The following is a 17,841-nucleotide window of genomic DNA, read 5'->3' on the forward strand; positions in this document are numbered from 1 at the left end:
AGAAGGGAAGTGGGGGCGCTGCGCTCGGCAGTCCGACGGGGCCGGTGGCGCTACATGAGCCTCACCGGAACCCTCGGGCGATCGTCCATGCGCCCCCCATTCCCATCCCCCAGCCCCGGCTTTACTGGCAGGCTTCGCAGTACTCGGGGTTCTCGAGCGAGCAGAACACCGCGGCTTCCGCCTGTTCCTGCGCGTCCTTCGACGGCGCGACGGGTGCCGGCGCGGCGGCCGTGGAACTGACCGTCGTCTTCGCGATACGGGTGGCCGGCCGCGAGCGCAGGTAGTAGGTCGTCTTGATGCCGGCCTTCCACGCGTACATGTACATGGACGACAGCTGCCCGATGTTCGGGTTCTCCATGAACAGGTTCAGCGACTGGCTCTGGTCGATGTATGCGCCGCGCGCGGCGGCCAGGTCGATCAGGGCCTTCTGCGGCAGCTCCCACGTGGTGCGATACACCGCGCGCAGCTCGGCCGGGATCGCGGCGATGCCCTGCACGGAGCCTTCGGCCAGCTTGATCTGGTCGCGGATGTCCGCGGTCCACAGGCCGAGCGTCTTGAGCTCCTCGACGAGGTAACGGTTGACGACGAGGAAGTCGCCCGACAGCGTCTCGCGCTTGAAGAGGTTGGACACCTGCGGCTCGATGCATTCGTAGCAGCCGGCGATCGAGGCGATCGTCGCGGTCGGCGCGATGGCGATCAGCAGCGAGTTGCGCAGGCCCTTCGCCTTGATGTTCTCGCGTAGCTTCGCCCAGCGGTCGTCCTTTCCGGTCGGCGTCGCGGCCGGCCAGTAGTCGAACTGCAGCTCGCCGTTGGCGGCGCGGCTCTCGTCGAAGCCCGGGTGGGCGCCGTCGCGTTCGGCGATCTCGTTCGACATCGACAGCGCGTGGAAGTAGATCTCCTCCTGGATGCGCGTCGACAGCGCGCGTGCCTCGTCCGAATCGAACGGCAGGCGCAGCTTGAAGAAGACGTCCTGCAGGCCCATCACGCCGAGGCCGACCGGGCGCCACTTCAGGTTCGCCGTCTTCGCCGTGGCGATCGGATAGAAGTTCAGGTCGATCACGCGGTTGAGCTGGCGCACGGCGGTGCGCACGGTCGCGGCGAGCTTGTCGAAGTCGAACGCGCCGTCGACCACATGGCGGGCGAGATTCACGGAGCCGAGGTTGCACACCGCGGTCTCGTTCTCGTTGGTCACCTCGAGGATCTCGGTGCACAGGTTCGACAGGTGGATGACGTTCTTCGCCAGCGCCGTCTGGTTGCTGGTGGCGTTCGAGCGGTCCTTGAACGTCATCCAGCCGTTACCCGTCTGCGCGAGCGAGCGCAGCATGCGGGCATAGAGTTCGCGTGCCTTGATCGACTTGACGGCGAGGCCATCGGCCTCCGCCTTCTCGTAGGCGGCGTCGAAGGCCGGACCCCAGGTGTCGACGAAGTGCGGCACGATCTTGGGATCGAACAGCGACCAGTCGCCGTCGGTCTCCACGCGGCGCATGAAGAGGTCGGGCACCCAGTTGGCGAGGTTGAGGTTGTGCGTGCGGCGCGCGTCGTCGCCGGTGTTCTCGCGCAGCTCGAGGAATTCCTCGATGTCCGCGTGCCACGATTCGAGGTACACGCAGGCGGCGCCCTTGCGCTTGCCGCCCTGGTTCACCGCGGCGACGGAAGCGTCCAGCGTCTTCAGCCACGGCACGAGGCCGTTCGAATGACCGTTGGTGCCCTTGATCAGGGAACCGCGCGAACGGATGCGCGAGTAGGCGAGGCCGATGCCACCGGCGAACTTGGACAGCTGTGCGACGTCGCCGTACTTGGCGTAGATCGACTCCAGCGCGTCCTGCGGCGAATCGAGCAGGAAGCACGACGAGAGCTGCTCGTGCGCGGTGCCGGCGTTGAACAGCGTCGGCGAGCTGGCGAGGTATTCCAGCGACGACAGCATGCGGTACAGCTCGAGCGTCTCGGCCACGTCGTTGCCGCCGAGCGCGCAGGCGATGCGCATGAAGAAGTACTGCGGCGTCTCGATGACGAACCGCTTCGTCGGGTGGCGCAGCAGGTAGCGGTCGTAGACCGTGCGCAGGCCGAAGTATTCGAAGCGGCGCGAGGCGGAGGTATCGACGGCGTCGTTGAGCTTGCGCGCGTTCACCTGCACGAAATCGCGGAGGCGCTCGTTGAGGATGCCCAGCTCGAAGCCGGTCGAGATCGACTGCGAGAACGAGTGGATGTCCTGGCCCGACACTTCCTTGTCGACGAAGGCGGCGAGCAGGCGCGCGGCGAGCTGGCCGTACTCCGGCTCCTCGGCGGTGAGCGCCGCCGCGGTGCGGATCGAGAGCTGGTCGAGCTCCTGGGTGGTCGCGCCGTCGTAGAGGCCGCCGATCGTCTTCAGCGCCACGCGCATGGGGTCGACCGCGAACAGTCCGTCGGCGCTGCGCGTCACCGCGCGCACGATCTTGTTCACGTCCACGGCTTCCTGGCCGCCGTTGCGCTTGGTCACGCGCATCTGGCCCGGGTTGTGCGGGGGTGTCAGGGCAAAGGCCGGCGGCGCGTCGTTGCGGTAGCCGGCGGCCGGCGCCGTGCCGGCGGCCGTGGTCGAAGTGGTGACGGCGGCGTCGGCCGTCTCGGTGCGCTCGCGCGCGGAGGAATCCATCGTGATCGTCATTGGCGTGCCCCAGGGCCGTGTCCGGACTCCCGTTCCCTCGAACGGGTCTCGACGCGGTTCGGGCCGGGCGGAAAGGGTCGCGACGGAGCGCGCACGAAGGCGCTCCGGTCCGCGACGTGCCTCCCCGCGGAAGCCGTCACCACGAATCGGCGCCGCGCTGGGCACCGACTGTCGGCAGGTCTTCGGACTCGTGGACGAGGGCCTTCGGGCCGACCTAGCCCGTCGCTTCCCAGCCCCCGGAGGGCCAGTGCTGATGACGGGGTCGTTTCCACTTACCGCTGCGGGGCAGTTCCGGATTCGCACCGGATTCCCTTTTAAGTCCGACGGGCAGTCGCGCCTCGCCGGACACCAACGCGACACACGATATAGGCGGACCTGCGGTGGGTCAACACAAGATGTGGGGTCACCTGCTATGTCCCTGATACGCCTCGCCGTGCCTCCCTTCGCGCGATGTGAAGGTCGTCTACACAAAGTTGACCGGGGTCCGACGATAAACTGTGAACTTCTTTTTGCGGACCCATAGAGGCCCGATGCCCCCGTCGCTCGCGCTGCAGGACCACAGCCTCATCTCCCGGTCGCTCGATTCGCTTCCTTATGGATTCGTGGCGCTTTCTCCCGCCGGGGACATCCTGTACGCGAACGCGTGGGCCGCCGGCCGGATGCCCGAAGGGGGCTTCCTGTCGATGTGGAACGCCGAGGGGCGTGAACGCGTCGAAGCGGCTCTGGCCGCGCCCGATGAAGACACCGCGCGCGGCTTCCAGATCGCGACCGCGACCGGTGGCCCGTGGCGGGTCGCTTTCGAAGCCTGGAACGATCAGGCCCTCGGGCCGGTGGTGCTCGGGACCTTCCAGCCCGCGGGCGCGGTCGATGGTGGCTGGACCCAGGGCGACGGCGACATGGCACTGGGGATCACCCACGGCCAGCTCCGCCAGGCCCAGAAGATGGACGCCATCGGCAAACTGACCGGCGGCGTCGCGCACGACTTCAACAATCTGCTGCAGGTCATCAGCGGCAACCTCCAGCTGCTCGGGGCGGACATCGCCGGCAACGCGCGCGCCGAGCGCCGCGTCGCCAACGCCATGGCCGGCGTCACGCGCGGCACGAAGCTCGCCGCCCAGCTGCTCGCCTTCGGCCGACGCCAGCCGCTCGCGCCCAAGGTGGTGAACATCGGCCGTTTCGTCCGCGACATGGACGACCTGCTCCGGCGCGCGCTCGGCGAGGCCATCGAGGTGGAAACCGTGGTCGCGGGCGGCCTGTGGAACACGCTCATCGATCCGGGCAACGTGGAGAACGCGCTGCTCAACCTGGCGATCAATGCCCGCGACGCGATGGAAGGGCAGGGCAAGCTCACGATCGAGGCGGGCAACGCGCTGCTGGACGCGACCTACGCGGACGCCCATGGCGACCTGCGTCCGGGCCAGTACGTGATGATCGCGGTGACCGATACCGGCACCGGCATCCCCCCGGAGATCATCGAGCAGGTCTTCGAACCGTTCTTCACGACCAAGCCCGAAGGACGGGGCACGGGCCTCGGCCTGTCCATGGTGTACGGATTCGTCAAGCAGTCCGGCGGTCACGTGAAGATCTACAGCGAACCCGGCCACGGCACCACCGTGAAGATCTACCTGCCGCGTTCGACGCAGAGCGAGGACCGCGTCGTCGCGGTCGAGGAGGAAGGCGTGCGTGGTGGTGACGAAACCGTGCTGGTCGTGGAAGACGACGACGCCGTGCGCGAGACCGTCGTCGGCATGCTCGGCGACCTCGGCTATCGCGTGCTCAAGGCGCGCGACGCGCAGAGCGCGCTCTCGATCATCGAAAGCGGTATCGCGATCGATCTCCTGTTCACCGACGTCGTCATGCCCGGCACGCTGCGCAGTCCCGAGCTGGCGCGCAAGGCGGTCGAGCGGCAGCCCGGCATCGCCGTGCTCTTCACTTCCGGCTATACCGAGAACGCGATCGTCCACGGCGGCCGTCTCGACGAGGGCGTCGAGCTGCTGAGCAAGCCCTATACGCGCGATCAGCTGGCGCGCCGTGTCCGTCACGTGCTCGCCACGCGGCAGCGCCCGGCGGATCCCATCGCGGCGGTGGCTCCAGCGGAATCGGACCGGGTCGCGCCGCTGCGCGTGCTCGTGGTCGAGGACGACGCATTGATCCGCATGTCGATCAGCGAGATGCTCGAAAGTCGCGGGCACATCGTCTTCGAGGCCGGCGACGGCACCGAGGCCACCCGGCTGCATGCGTCGGAGACGATCGATGTCCTGCTGGCCGACGTCGGGCTTCCCGGTATCAGCGGCGTGGAACTCGCCGCGCGACTTCGGGAATCCCAACCGACGCTTCCGGTGCTCTACGCCACGGGCGATCACCTCGCCAATGGCGTCGTCCGCGACGAGCGCACGGCGATCATCGTGAAGCCGTACGGCGTCGCGGATCTCATGCAGGCGATCGACCGCATCGCGCGTCGTTAAGGCATTCTCATCGCGGTGGGAGCGTGCTCCCACCGCGGCTTAGCCGCTGTTCCTCAGGGCAACATGTGCCCGCCGGTCACGCCATACGTCTCACCCGTGATGAAGCTGGCTTCCTGGCTCGCCAGCAGCACGTAGACGGGCGCGCATTCCACCGGCTGTCCGGGCCGCTTGAGCGGCACGTTCTTGCCGAATTCGACGACTTTCTCCTGCGGCTGACCGCCACTCGGCTGCAGCGGCGTCCACACCGGACCGGGGGCGACCGCGTTCACGCGGATGCCTTTCTCGGCCGCCTGCTTCGCCAATGCCTTGGTGAAGGCCACGATGGACGCCTTGGTCTGCGCGTAGTCGAGCAGGATATCGGACGGCTCATAGGCCTGGATCGACGCGGTGTTCACGATCGCGGCACCGGGCGGCATGTGCGGCATGGCGGCCTTGGTGAGCCAGAACAGCGCGAAGACGTTGGTGCGGAACGTCGACTCGAACGACTCGCTGTCGAGCTCGTCGATCGACTTCGCGAACTGCTGGCGACCCGCCACGTTGGCGAGGATGTCGAGGCCGCCGAGCTCCTTCACGGTGGTCGCGACCAGTTCCTTGCAGAAGGCCTCGTCAGCCAGGTCGCCGGGCACGCCGATGATCGTATGACCCTCGCCGCTCAGCAGCGCGATGACCTCGTCGGCGTCCTTCTGTTCCTCCGGCAGGTAGTTGATGACGACATCCGCGCCTTCGCGCGCGAACGCGATGGCGGCGGCGCGACCGATGCCGGAATCGCCGCCGGTGACCAGCGCCTTCCGGCCCTTCAGGCGTCCGTTGCCTCGGTAACTGGTCTCGCCGTGGTCCGGCTTGGGCACCATTTCCCGCGCGAGGCCGGGTACCGGCTGCGGCTGCTTGGAGAAATCGGGCTGCGGATACTGCGTGCGCGGATCTCGCATTGCGTACGGATCGCTGGCGGCTGCTTTCGACATGAGGGAAGCCTCGGGGTCGTGGGGAGGAGGCCTTCCTGTTTACGTGCCGGGACGTCCATGTCCCGTCCACGTCGTGTCATGTCATTTGCCCATGCCGAGCATGCCCTTGCCCTGCTTGAGGACGGCGTCGCAGACCTTTCGCGTCAGCTGGGCCTTCACATCGCCCGCGCCGCCGGTGGCGCCACCCGCGCTCCCAAGGTCGAGCGTCTTGCCGCCGGACGTCCGCAGCAGGCCCTTCGCGCCATCGAGATACCCCTTGTCCTGGGTAGGCGCCGCCGCGGAGCTGCCCTCGGTGGGCTTGGGCGCACTGCGGTTCTGCACGTCGCCGGTGGGAATGCCGTCGGCACCGTCGCTCCCGGCGTGCGTGCCCAGCTTGCCGAGCAACTGGTCCTTGATGCCCGACGCGCCGCTGTCGCCGCCCAGGTAATTGTTCGTCACGCAGTACTGCAGGATGCCGGCGGCGTTGCCCTTGCTGGCCGAGGTCAGCGAGCCGCCTCCACCCATCATCCCCTTGAGGCTATCGAGTTGCCCGGCGGTCGCGGGCAGGGCGGCGCAGGCGGAGGCGAGGGCGATCCCGGCGATCAGCGTCTTCATGGCGTGCTCCATGGTCGAAGGTGCGGATGGGATACCGCGTCGCGCGTTAGATGGATGTATGGACGGCCACGCCGCCGCGTTATGCTCGACGACGACCGAAGATGAAGAAAGGCCCCCGCCTTGCGCAAACGCCACGTCGCCCTCGCCGGCGCACTGCTCGTCCTGTCGCCCCTCGCCACCGCGGCGGTCACGCTGTCCCTGCCACGCGTCGAGCGCAGCGACACTCCCGGTTACGTCGATGTCTCCACGCCGCGCTTCTCGTGGGTGGTGCGCGACGACCGGGACGGCACCGTGCAGCTGGGCTATCGCATCGTGGTATCGGCCGGAGGCGGCATCGTGTGGGATAGCGGCGAGGTCGACGATCCGCGATCTTTCGACATCGCGTATGCGGGTCCCACGCTCGAACCAGGCACTCGCTACGCATGGCGAGTCACGGTCCGCACGAACCACGGAAAGGCCGATGCGTCGTCCTACTTCGACACCGCGCTGGATGAGCCGGGCTGGCGCGGCGCGCGATGGATCGGCAAGCCCGCCGACACATTGCCCGCGCCGCTGCTGCGCAAGTCGTTCGCGATCGACGGCGTGGTCGAGCGCGCGACGCTGTACGTCGCCGCCGGCGGCTACGCGGACGTCGCGATCGACGCCAAGCCGGTCAGCGACGCCGTGCTGTCGCCGGGGTTCACCGACTATGCGAAGCGTGTCGAGGTGGTCGCGCACGATGTGTCCCTCGCGCCCGGCGACCACACCCTCACCGCAGAGCTCGGGCGGGGTTTCTACGGCCTGACCAACGTCAACGTGTGGCATTGGGAGAAGGCGCCCTGGCACGGCAAGCCGAGGATCCGCGCGTTGCTTCGGGTGCGTTACGCGGACGGCCGCAGCGAAGACGTCGTCACGGACGAAAGCTGGCAGGTGGCGGACGGTCCGACGCGCCTGGACGATCTCTACGGCGGCGAAACGTACGATGCGCGCGCCGTCACGCCACCGCGATGGTCGGCTGCCGCCGCGCTGCCCGCGCCCGCGGGACGCCTCGTCGCGCAGACCGAGCAACCGATCCGCGTGATCGAGACGCTGAAAGCGAGCGAGGTCACGGAGCCCGTGCCAGGCACCTACGTCGTCGCTTTCCCGCGCGTCGTCGCGGGATGGGCGACGTTCGACCTGAGCGGTCCGGCGGGCACGACGGTCGTCGCGCATTACGGGGAAACGCTCGCGCCCGACGGAACCGTGCAATGGCGTGACGAACACCACTACGTGAAAGGCGACTTCCAGACGGACCGGATCACGCTCGCGGGCGGCCCTCTGCGCTGGCATCCGAAGTTCTCGTACAAGGGATTCCGCTACGTGCAGCTTGAAGGCTGGCCGGGTGGCAAGCCGCGACCCGAGGCCATCACGGCGCAAGTCGTCCATACCGACGTCGCGATCACGGGGCGATTCGACAGCTCGAACGCGCTACTGAACTGGATCCATCGCGCCACCGTCGACACGATGCTGAACAACCTCCACGGCATCCCGACCGATACACCGATGTACGAGAAGAACGGCTGGACCGGCGACGGCATGCTCGCGGCGGACATGTTCCTGCGCAACGTCGACGCCGATCGTCTGCTCGCGAAATGGGTGCGCGACATCGCGGACACGCGCAACGCCGAAGGGGCGCCGCTGCTCATCGCACCGAACCCGGGCTGGGGCACGGGCCGGGCACCGACCTGGCACTCGGCCTATGTGTTCGTGCCGTGGTCCTTGTGGATGTTCGCGGGCGATCGTCGGCCGATCGACGAGCACATCGACGGCATCGCACGCTATGTGGCGCTGGAGGATGCGCGTTCGCCGGGCGGCATCGCGGACACCGACCTCGGCGACTGGGTCAGTCCGGAGGGCGATCCGGGCGGCGGCAACGCGCCGGAAGACAAGCGGATCGCCGCCACGGCGTATCTCTACGGCATGGAAAAGACGACCGCCGCGATGCTGAGGCTCACCGGCAACGAAGCCGGGGCCCGCGCGTTCGACGCGAAGGCGGCGCGCGTGCGTGACGCGTTCAACGCGCGCTTCCTCGATCGCGAGGCCGCGCGCTACCGGGGTGAGGGCGACGACGGTTATCGACAGGCGCACAACCTGCTCGCGCTGGCGTTCGGTCTCGTGCCCGACGATCTGCGGGCGCGGGTGGCCGATGGCGTCGCCGCCGATGCGAGAGCGCGCGGCGACCACCTCAGCACCGGTGCGCTCGCGACGAAGGTCATCCTTCCGGTGCTCACCGCCACCGGACACCAGGACGAGGCATGGGCGATCGCCACGCAGGTGACGTTCCCGAGCTGGGGATTCTGGCGAGCGAACGGCGCGACGAGCCTCTGGGAACACTGGAAGCTCGCCTCGCGCTCGCGCGGTCACTACTTCCTCGGCACGATCGACGACTGGCTCTACGGCGACGTCGCCGGCCTGCGTCCGCTCGAACCGGGCTGGCGCCGTTTCGAAGTGCGGCCGCAGTTGACGGCATTCCTCGACCACGCCTCGGCCAGCGTGATGACGCCGCATGGCGAGGCATCGGTCGCGTGGCGCAAGACGCGCGGCAAGGTGGAGGCGGATGTCGTGGTACCGGTCGGCACCGAAGCTACCATCGTGCTGCCCGGGGCGCCGGATCGCGTCGTCGGCGCGGGCAGGCATCACCTCGCCTCGCGTTGATCGCGCGCCGTTACGATCGACCACGCCGGCTCATGATCTGAAGAAGGAACCCAAGATGCTCCACCCTCCGAGCTACGTTCACGGCGCGAGCGACACACCCCTCCTCGGCGAAACCGTCGGCGCGCTGCTCGACCGCATCGTCGCCCGCTGGCCTGAACGCCCCGCACTCGTCGTGCGCGCCCAGGGCATTCGCTGGACTTACGCGCGGTTCGCGGAGGAGGTGGAGCGGGTCGCCGCCGGGTTGCTCGCGCTGGGCCTGGAGCCAGGTGACCGGGTGGGCATATGGGCGCCGAACCGCGCCGAGTGGGTCGTCGCGCAGTTCGCCGCGCCCAAGGCCGGCCTCATCCTCGTCAACATCAATCCCGCCTATCGCTCGCACGAGCTGGCGTATTCGCTCAACAAGGTCGCCTGTCGCGCACTGATCCTTCCGCGCAGCTTCAAGGCGTCGCATTACCTGGAGATCCTGCTCGGCCTCGCGCCCGAACTGGCGAGCGCACCGGCGGGCCGCTGGCGCGCCGCCGCTCTGCCCGACCTGCGCCACGTGATCCTGCTCGACGACGAGGCCGCGCCCGGCACGCTGCGCTGGCAGGACATCGCAGCGGACGCGGCGGCGCGTGAGCGGCTGGCGGTCGTGGAGGCGGCGCTGTCGTTCGACGACCCGGTCAACATCCAGTTCACCTCGGGCACGACGGGCGCCCCGAAGGGGGCGACGCTCACGCACCACAACATCGTCAACAACGGCTTCTTCATCGGCGAAGCGATGCGCCTCACCGAGGAAGATCGCCTGTGCATTCCCGTGCCGTTCTATCACTGCTTCGGCATGGTGCTGGGCAATCTGGCCTGCGTGACGCACGGCGCCTGCATGGTGATCCCGGGAGAAGGTTTCGACGCGCTCGCGACGCTCGAAACCGTCGCCGAGGAGCGCTGCACCGCCCTGCATGGCGTGCCGACGATGTTCATCGCCGAACTGGAACATCCGCGCTTCCGCGAGTTCGACCTCACGAGCCTGCGCACCGGGATCATGGCGGGTTCGCCATGCCCGATCGAAGTGATGCGCCGCGTGGTCCGCGACATGCACATGGCGGACGTGACCATCGCCTACGGCATGACGGAAACCAGCCCCGTCAGCTTCCAGACGGTGGCGGACGACCCGCTGGACCTGCGCGTATCGACGGTCGGCCGCGTCCATCCGCATGTGGAAGTGAAGATCGTGGACGAGGCGGGTCGCGTCGTCCCGCGCGGCACGCCCGGAGAGCTGCTGACGCGCGGCTATTCCGTGATGCGCGGTTACTGGAACGACGACGAGAACACGCGACGCGCGCTGGACGACGCGCGCTGGATGCACACCGGCGACCTGGCCGTGCTCGACGACGACGGCTACTGCAGCATCGTCGGGCGCCTGAAGGACATGATCATCCGTGGCGGCGAGAACATCTATCCACGCGAGATCGAGGAGTTCCTCTACGGACACCCCGACATTCAGGACGTGCAGGTCTTCGGCGTGCCCGACGCGAAGTTCGGCGAACAGGTCTGCGCGTGGATCTGCATGCGCGACGGCGCGCGGCTGACGGTCGCCGCGGTGCAGGATTACTGCCGTCGGCACCTCGCGTACTTCAAGGTGCCGCACTACGTACGGTTCGTCGACACCTTTCCCATGACCGTGACGGGCAAGGTACAGAAGTACCTGATGCGTGAGGCGATGGTGGCGGAACTCGCGCGGACGGCAGCGCCCTAGCCGGGGCAGTGCGATGCGAAAGATGCACCCCCCTCCACCCGGGATTCACGCAATGGCTTCATCACGTGGTGCAACGTAAGGCATCCGGTGTCGGCAGGAGCAACCCAGGTGAGTGCAGCAAGGCGGTTCCACCCCGCGATCATCGTCACGACGGTCGTCTTCGCGGTGCTGGGCGCCGCGGTGCTGATCGGCGGCATTCGCCTCGTCGGTCTTGGCGGCTCGCCCTATTACGCGGTGGCGGGCGCATGGACCCTGCTCGTCGCCCTGCTCGTCGCGTTCCGGTCGCGCCTCGCGCTGCCGACCTACGGTGTCCTCCTCGTCGCGACGGCCGCTTGGTCGGTCTGGGAAGTGCGCTGGGACTTCTGGCAGCTCCTGCCACGCCTCGACGTATGGTTCGTGCTTGGCTTGTGGCTGCTCCTTCCCTGGGTGCGGCGTGGTCTGGGCGACGCGTCCGGCGCGTCGCGCCGAAGCGGATCCGCCGTCCTGCTCGTCGGGCTCGCAGTCGTCGCCGCCGTCGGCGTCGTTGGGGCGGTGCACCGTGACCACGACCTGGCCGGCGAGTTGCCGATGGCGCGGGTCGCCGGCGAGAGCGCGGATGCCGCGATGCGTCCGGATGCCGACTGGACCGACTACGGCGGTTCACCGTTCGGCCAGCGCTACTCGCCGCTGACGCAGATCACGCCGGAGAACGTCTCGGGGCTCGAGGTGGCCTGGAAGATCCAGACCGGCGACACGCCCGGTCCCGACGATCCGACCGAAACCACGTCGGAAAACACGCCCCTGAAGATCGGCGACACCGTCTACCTGTGCACGCCGCACAGCCGGGTGATCGCGGTGGACGCGGCCACGGGCACGACGCGCTGGCGATTCGATCCGCAGATACGCAGCCCGGTCGGCTTCAAGCACTGGGAGCACATGACCTGCCGTGGCGTCTCGTATCACGACGACGCGAAGTACGGGACCGCGGCACCCCGGACGACCTGCTCGCGTCGGCTCTTCCTGCCGACAGCGGATGCTCGACTCATCGCGCTCGATGCGGATTCGGGCAAACCCTGCGCGGACTTCGGCAACGCCGGCAGCGTCGACCTGCGCGCGAACATCGGTCCTTTCACGCCCGGCGGCTACTACTCGACGTCGCCACCGGCGGTGACGAAGGACCTCGTGATCATCGGCGGCCACGTCACCGACAACGAATCCACGAACGAGCCGTCCGGCGTGATCCGTGCGTTCGACGTGCACGACGGCCATCTGGTCTGGAACTGGGATCCGGGCAACCCCGGGGCGACGGCGCCGATCGCGCAAGGCGAAACGTACACGCGCAATTCCCCGAACGTGTGGTCGCTCTTCAGCGTGGATGAAGGCCTCGGCATCGTCTACCTGCCGATGGGCAACCAGACGCCCGACCAGTTCGCGGCCGGGCGCACGCCCACCTCCGAAACCTACGGCGCGGGCATCGTGGCGCTCGACGTCGCGACCGGAAAGGTGCGCTGGAACTATCAGTTCACGCATCACGATCTCTGGGACATGGACATCGGCGGGCAGCCGACGCTGATGGACCTGCAGACCGCCGACGGAGTGAAGCCGGCGCTGCTCGCGTCGACGAAGCAGGGCAGCGTGTACGTGCTGGATCGCCGCGACGGCACGCCCATCGTTCCCATACGCGAAGTGCCGCGGCCGCAGGGTGCTGTGCCCGGGGATCACACGTCGCCCACGCAGCCGATGTCGGACCTGAACTTCGCGCCGCCCGACCTGCGCGAACGCGACATGTGGGGCACGACGCCGCTGGACCAGCTGTGGTGTCGTGTGCGCTTCCGTTCGCTGCGCTACGAAGGCATGTTCACGCCGCCGTCGGAGCAGGGCTCGCTCGTGTTCCCCGGCAACTTCGGCGTGTTCGACTGGGGTGGTATCTCGGTCGATCCGGCACGCCAGCTGATGCTCATCAATCCGAGCTACATGGCTTTCCAGTCGCGGCTGATCCCGAAGGAAAAACTCGAGAAGATGGAAGTCGGCCCCGCGAAGAGCGAAACGGAAGGCGTGAAGCTCGCGAAGGGCATCCCCTATGGCATCGAACTTTCCGCGTTCCTCTCGCCATTGGGCATCCCGTGCCAGGCACCGCCGTGGGGTTATGTCGCGGGCGTGGATCTGCGCACCGGCACCATGGCGTGGCGGCACAAGAACGGCACCATCGTCGACAGCGCACCGTTGCCCATTCCGATGCCCCTCGGTGTCCCGAGCCTCGGCGGCATGGTGACCACCGCGGGTGGCGTGACCTTTCTCACCGGCACGCTGGACTACTACGTGCGCGGCTACGACGTGAGAACCGGACGGAAGCTCTGGCAGGCGCGCTTGCCCGCGGGCGGCCAGGCGACACCGATGACCTACGCGGACGCGTCGGGCCGTCAGTACCTGCTCGTGACCGCGGGCGGCCATGGCTCGCTGGGCACGAAGCAGGGCGACTGGGTCATCGCCTATGCGCTGCCGAAGGGAACCGCGCCGGTCAGTCCTCCGCCGCGTCCGGCAGGAACGCCGTGAGCAGCCCGATCAACGGCAGGAACGCGCAGATGCCGTACACGGCCTCGATACCGATGTGGTCGGCGAGTTCGCCGAGCACGGCGGCGCCGATGCCGCCCATGCCGAACGAGAAGCCGTAGAACAGCCCCGAGATCATGCCGACTTTCCCTGGCACCAGCTCCTGAGCGAACACCACGATCGCGGGAAACGCCGACGCCAGGATGAGTCCGATCGCCACGGTGAGCGGGCCCGTCCAGAACAGGCTCGCGTAGGGCAGCAGCAGCGTGAAGGGCAGGGTGCCGAGGATCGAGAACCAGATCACGCGCTTGCGGCCGATGCGATCGCCCAGCGGCCCGCCGAGCATCGTGCCCACCGCGACGGCGGCGAGGAACGCGAACAGGTGGTACTGCGCGCTTTCGACCGACACGCCGAAGCGATGGATGAGGAAGAGCGTGAAGTAGCTGGTGAGGCTGGCGAGGTACACGTACTTGGAGAAGATCAGCGCGAGAAGCACCGCGATCCCGCGACGCGCGCGGCGGCTCACGGGTGCGGCGTCGCCATGCTTCGCGCCGCCGCGGGCCAGCCGCGGGAGCCCGTAGTGCCGGTACCACTGACCCACGTTCCAGAGGATCGCGGCGGAAAGAAGCGCCAGCAACGCGAAGAACGCGAGGCTCGACTGGCCCCAGCGGACCACCACCAGCGCCGCGGCGAGCGGACCGAGTGCCTGCCCGGCGTTGCCACCCACCTGGAACAGCGACTGCGCGAGGCCATGGCGCCGGCCGGCGGCCATGCGCGCGACACGCGACGATTCCGGATGGAACACCGACGAACCCACGCCCAGCAACGCCGCTCCGGCAAGCAGGAGCGGGTACGCATGCGCCTGCGAGAGCACCAGCAGCCCGGCCAGCGAAAACAACGTGCCGACGGGCAGGGCGAGCGGCGTCGGGCGTCGGTCGGCATAGAGGCCCACCATCGGCTGCAGGATCGACGCGGTGATCTGCCAGGTGAGCGTGATCAGGCCGATCTGCCCGAAATCGAGCGAGAACTCGGATTTGAGTCCCGGATAGATCGCCGGCAGCAGCGATTGCATCATGTCGTTGAGCAGATGGCAGAAACTGATCGCGAAGATCACGCCGTAGACGGTCGTGTCCGCGCGGGGGCCATCCAGCGCCGCTTCGGCGGGGGCTTGCATGGGCGTTCTCGGATTCGGGGAGCGCTTATGAGAACACGGAAACCGCGCGCCGGGGGCAGCTCCGCAAGGCCCGTGGGAGTGGCCCCGGCCGCGACATCGTTTCGCGAGGCGTCACAGGCCCTGTTGGCTCGACGCGAAGAGCGGTCGCGGTCAGGTCCGCTCCAACGTCAGGAGGCCTCGCGGCAGCCGGCCCGGATGATGCACTCGACCACCTCGGCGGGCGCCGGACCGATCGCGACCGCCAGCGCTTCGTCGTCGCCCGGCGGCTCGAGCGTCGCCAGCTGGCTGTCGAGCAGGGCGGGGTCGAAGAAATGCCCGGACCGTGCCCGCAGGCGTTCCGCCAGCAGCTCCCGCGTTCCGTGCAGATAGACGAACGCGACGTCGTCGTGGCCCGAGCGCAGGAAATCGCGATAGCGGCGCTTCAGCGCCGAACAGGCCAGCACCAGGGACGCGCCGCGTGCCCGGTACGCGTCCATCGTCGCCACGATCGCCTCCAGCCACGGCTGGCGGTCCGCATCGTCGAGCGGCACGCCGCGTGCCATCTTCTCGCGGTTCGCGGGCGGATGCAGATCGTCGCCGTCGACGAAATCCTGGCCGAGCCGCGTGGCGAGGGCCTCGCCGATCGTGCTCTTGCCGCTGCCGGAGACACCCATGACGATCGTGATCATGCGCGGCAGCATGCCGCGAGCCAGGCCATGGATTCGTGAACGCCATCACGTACCATCGTCCGGTCATCCCCATCGAAGCCCGGACCATGCGAATCGTCGACCTGCGCAGCGACACCGTCACCCAGCCCACCGACGCCATGCGCGAGGCGATGCTGCGCGCACCGGTCGGCGACGACGTGTACGGCGAGGATCCCACGGTCAACGCGCTGCAGGAGCGGCTCGCCGGCGAGCTCGGCTTCGCCGCCGCGCTGTTCGTGCCCACGGGCACGCAGAGCAACCTGCTCGCCCTCATGAGCCATTGCGAGCGCGGCGACGAATACATCGTCGGTGCCGACGCGCATACCTATCGCTTCGAAGGCGGCGGCGCCGCGGTGCTGGGTTCCATCCAGCCCCAGCCGATCCCCCAGGACGCCGACGGCACGCTGCCGCTCGACCGGATCGAAGCGGCGATCAAGCCGGACGATCCGCACTTCGCCCGCACGCGGCTGATCGCGCTGGAGAACACGTGGCACGGCCGCGCGCTGCCGTTCGGATACCTGGCACAGGCGCGCGAGCTCGCCACGCGGCGCGGGCTCGGTTTCCATCTCGACGGGGCGCGCCTCTACAACGCGGCGATCGCGTACGGTCGCCCGGCGCGCGACGTCGTGGAAGGTTTCGACAGCGTGTCGGTATGCCTGTCGAAAGGCCTCGGCGCACCCGTCGGTTCGGTGCTGCTCGGCAGCCGCGAACTCATCCACCGCGCGCGCCGGTGGCGCAAGGTGACCGGTGGCGGCTGGCGCCAGGCGGGCATGCTCGCCGCGGCGGCGATGCACGCGCTGGACCATCATGTCGAGCGGCTGGCCGACGATCACGCGCGTGCCGCCCGTCTCGCCGATGGCCTGCGCGCGATCGACGGTCTCGACGTGAAGGGTTGCCATACCAACATGGTGTTCGTCGATGTGCCGGCGACGAGGCTGAAGGACCTCGCCGCGCATATGGCGGAGCGAGGTATTCGCCTCAGCATCGGCTATCTGCCGTCGATCCGCCTCGTGACGCACCTGGACGTGGACGACGCGGCGATCGAACACACGATCGCCGCGTTCGCGTCGTTCGCCTACTGACGCGGCGCCATCAGCTTGCGTTGCAGCGAGTAGAGGATCGCGGCGTCCGTGGCGTCGAGCGTGTCGGTCTCCATCGCGCGGTAATGGCGATGGAACGCCGCGATGGCGGTGCGTGGCGTCGAGACGTCGTAGCCCACGAGGCGCAGCGCCGCCAGGCTGTCGAAACCCGGCGGTGCGGGCACGAGCACGGCATCCGGCCAGAGGCCGAAACCATAGCGGGCCAGCGTGGCCCACGGGAATTGCACGCTGGGATCGGTCTTGCGGCCCGGGGCGATGTCGCCGTGGCCGACGACCGCCTGCCGCGGAATGCCGAGTCGCGAGGTGAGATCCGCGAGCAGGCGGATCAGCGCCTGGATCTGCGCGTCGGTGAAGGGCGATTCGCCGTCGTTGTCGATCTCGATACCGATCGACGAGGAGTTGAGGTCCGTCATGTCGCCCCAGCGGGACGCGCCGGCGTGCCATGCGCGATCGCCGTCGTCCACGAGCTGGTCGATGCGGCCGTCGGACTCGACGAGGTAATGCGCGCTGACCTGGCCTTCGCTGTTGCGCGTGCTCAGCACCCGCAGCGCCTCGGTCGCGTTGCCGATCGAGGTGTGGTGCAGCACGATGATCTGCGCCTTGCGCACGTTGTAGTTGGGCGAGGGCGTCCAGTGCGCGATCGGGCTGCGCTGCGGCGCCACGCGCGGCGTGCTGGCGCAGCCGGCCAGCGTCGCCATCGCCAGCACGACCGCCGCCCGGACGGTTCGCCGCGCGACGATGGCGTGGCGCGGCGTCATTCGACGCGAAAATCGCAGCTGGTGATGACCCAGTCGATCTCGTCGCCGACGTCGCCGGTGTCTTCCTTCGACGCGACGACGATCTGCAGGTCGACGCAGTCATGGCCTTCGGAGAGCCATTCGGTTTTCTCGAGCGCCATGCCGCCCTGCTTCAGCGCCGCCCGCAGCGCGGACATGGTGGTGTCGCGCAGCTCGATGCCTTCGTGCATCAGGCGGCCGTGCAGGACCTCGACGTCGCAGAGCTTGTCGTCGAGGAAGCGCAGGCGCAGCCACTCGTGGCCCGCCTCGTCGGTGTATTCGTCCTCGTCGTCCCAGATGTTCTCGCCGGAGGACTTCCAGCCGAGCGCGTCGCGGAGTTTCTTCCGCGGCATGCCGAAGAAGATGTCAATGTTGCCTCGGCGGATGCCGCGGCCGGGAACCAGCTCGCAATGTTCCATGGCGTACCTCGTCAGTGGCGCGGGTGACCCGCCTATCAAGCATGGACGACGACGGGCCCGGCCGCACAGCCGGTTCCGTCCGTGCCG

General features: G+C 68.4%; 12 protein-coding genes and 1 riboswitch. Of the genes, 5 read left to right on the plus strand and 7 right to left on the minus strand.

The window, feature by feature from the left end; translation table 11 throughout:
- Positions 1 to 121 precede the first annotated feature (121 nt).
- Positions 122 to 2,629, minus strand: a complete 2,508-nt coding sequence (locus J2X58_RS15505) for a ribonucleoside-diphosphate reductase subunit alpha (protein WP_310049180.1) — start codon at positions 2,627 to 2,629, stop codon at positions 122 to 124.
- A gap of 167 nt (positions 2,630 to 2,796) precedes the next feature.
- Positions 2,797 to 3,009: riboswitch (cobalamin riboswitch) on the minus strand.
- A gap of 162 nt (positions 3,010 to 3,171) precedes the next feature.
- Between J2X58_RS15505 and J2X58_RS15510 the strand changes: the two genes are divergently transcribed.
- A complete protein-coding gene (locus J2X58_RS15510) occupies positions 3,172 to 5,106 on the plus strand; it encodes a response regulator (protein WP_310049181.1) in 1,935 nt (644 codons plus the stop codon).
- 53 nt (positions 5,107 to 5,159) lie between these two features.
- Here J2X58_RS15510 and J2X58_RS15515 read toward each other — a convergent pair whose 3' ends face one another.
- Together J2X58_RS15515 and J2X58_RS15520 are read right to left on the minus strand one after the other, a co-directional pair.
- A complete protein-coding gene (locus tag J2X58_RS15515; protein WP_090058566.1) occupies positions 5,160 to 6,068 on the minus strand; it encodes an SDR family oxidoreductase in 909 nt (302 codons plus the stop codon).
- 81 nt (positions 6,069 to 6,149) lie between these two features.
- The gene (locus J2X58_RS15520) at positions 6,150 to 6,662 is read right to left on the minus strand and encodes a DUF2501 domain-containing protein (protein ID WP_218143110.1); all 513 of its coding nucleotides are present in this window, start codon (positions 6,660 to 6,662) and stop codon (positions 6,150 to 6,152) included.
- Between the two features lie 120 nt (positions 6,663 to 6,782).
- Here J2X58_RS15520 and J2X58_RS15525 point away from each other — a divergent pair, with 120 nt between their 5' ends.
- From J2X58_RS15525 to J2X58_RS15535, 3 genes are all read left to right on the plus strand, one after another.
- Entirely contained in the window at positions 6,783 to 9,335 is a 2,553-nt protein-coding gene (locus J2X58_RS15525; RefSeq protein ID WP_310049182.1) for a family 78 glycoside hydrolase catalytic domain, read from the plus strand.
- Positions 9,336 to 9,390: 55 nt separating this feature from the next.
- Positions 9,391 to 11,070, plus strand: a complete 1,680-nt coding sequence (locus J2X58_RS15530) for an AMP-binding protein (protein WP_310049183.1) — start codon at positions 9,391 to 9,393, stop codon at positions 11,068 to 11,070.
- A 108-nt stretch (positions 11,071 to 11,178) separates the two neighbouring features.
- The gene (locus J2X58_RS15535) at positions 11,179 to 13,602 is read left to right on the plus strand and encodes a glucose/quinate/shikimate family membrane-bound PQQ-dependent dehydrogenase (RefSeq protein ID WP_310049184.1); all 2,424 of its coding nucleotides are present in this window, start codon (positions 11,179 to 11,181) and stop codon (positions 13,600 to 13,602) included.
- On the opposite strand, the gene J2X58_RS15540 is transcribed toward J2X58_RS15535, so the two are convergent.
- On the minus strand, positions 13,568 to 14,773 hold the full coding sequence (locus J2X58_RS15540) for an MFS transporter (RefSeq protein ID WP_310049185.1): 1,206 nt from the start codon (positions 14,771 to 14,773) through the stop codon (positions 13,568 to 13,570). The two genes, J2X58_RS15535 and J2X58_RS15540, sit on opposite strands and share 35 nt — an antisense overlap.
- A gap of 167 nt (positions 14,774 to 14,940) precedes the next feature.
- Positions 14,941 to 15,453 (minus strand): gluconokinase, encoded by a 513-nt coding sequence (locus J2X58_RS15545; protein WP_310049186.1) that lies wholly within the window; start codon positions 15,451 to 15,453, stop codon positions 14,941 to 14,943.
- A 74-nt stretch (positions 15,454 to 15,527) separates the two neighbouring features.
- Here J2X58_RS15545 and ltaE point away from each other — a divergent pair, with 74 nt between their 5' ends.
- Positions 15,528 to 16,541, plus strand: a complete 1,014-nt coding sequence (gene ltaE / locus J2X58_RS15550) for a low-specificity L-threonine aldolase (protein ID WP_310049187.1) — start codon at positions 15,528 to 15,530, stop codon at positions 16,539 to 16,541.
- Here ltaE and J2X58_RS15555 read toward each other — a convergent pair.
- Both J2X58_RS15555 and J2X58_RS15560 read right to left on the minus strand, forming a co-directional pair.
- The gene (locus J2X58_RS15555) at positions 16,535 to 17,317 is read right to left on the minus strand and encodes an N-acetylmuramoyl-L-alanine amidase (protein WP_310049188.1); all 783 of its coding nucleotides are present in this window, start codon (positions 17,315 to 17,317) and stop codon (positions 16,535 to 16,537) included. The genes ltaE and J2X58_RS15555 overlap by 7 nt on opposite strands.
- On the minus strand, positions 17,314 to 17,754 hold the full coding sequence (locus tag J2X58_RS15560) for a hypothetical protein (protein WP_090058544.1): 441 nt from the start codon (positions 17,752 to 17,754) through the stop codon (positions 17,314 to 17,316). Before J2X58_RS15560 ends, J2X58_RS15555 begins: the two co-directional genes overlap by 4 nt.
- Between the last annotated feature and the right edge of the window lie 87 nt (positions 17,755 to 17,841).

The organism is Luteibacter sp. 3190, assembly GCF_031456385.1.
In the GTDB taxonomy this organism is placed as follows: domain Bacteria; phylum Pseudomonadota; class Gammaproteobacteria; order Xanthomonadales; family Rhodanobacteraceae; genus Luteibacter.

What these genes read in the sequence shown, in the direction of transcription:
- J2X58_RS15530 (WP_310049183.1), top strand. Translation starts at nt 9,391, where the DNA reads ATGCTCCACCCTCCGAGCTACGTTCACGGCGCGAGCGACACACCCCTC.
- J2X58_RS15520 (WP_218143110.1), bottom strand. Translation starts at nt 6,662, where the DNA reads ATGAAGACGCTGATCGCCGGGATCGCCCTCGCCTCCGCCTGCGCCGCC.
- J2X58_RS15540 (WP_310049185.1), bottom strand. Translation starts at nt 14,773, where the DNA reads ATGCAAGCCCCCGCCGAAGCGGCGCTGGATGGCCCCCGCGCGGACACG.
- ltaE (WP_310049187.1), top strand. Translation starts at nt 15,528, where the DNA reads ATGCGAATCGTCGACCTGCGCAGCGACACCGTCACCCAGCCCACCGAC.
- J2X58_RS15560 (WP_090058544.1), bottom strand. Translation starts at nt 17,754, where the DNA reads ATGGAACATTGCGAGCTGGTTCCCGGCCGCGGCATCCGCCGAGGCAAC.
- J2X58_RS15515 (WP_090058566.1), bottom strand. Translation starts at nt 6,068, where the DNA reads ATGTCGAAAGCAGCCGCCAGCGATCCGTACGCAATGCGAGATCCGCGC.
- J2X58_RS15510 (WP_310049181.1), top strand. Translation starts at nt 3,172, where the DNA reads ATGCCCCCGTCGCTCGCGCTGCAGGACCACAGCCTCATCTCCCGGTCG.
- J2X58_RS15545 (WP_310049186.1), bottom strand. Translation starts at nt 15,453, where the DNA reads ATGCTGCCGCGCATGATCACGATCGTCATGGGTGTCTCCGGCAGCGGC.
- J2X58_RS15555 (WP_310049188.1), bottom strand. Translation starts at nt 17,317, where the DNA reads ATGACGCCGCGCCACGCCATCGTCGCGCGGCGAACCGTCCGGGCGGCG.
- J2X58_RS15505 (WP_310049180.1), bottom strand. Translation starts at nt 2,629, where the DNA reads ATGGATTCCTCCGCGCGCGAGCGCACCGAGACGGCCGACGCCGCCGTC.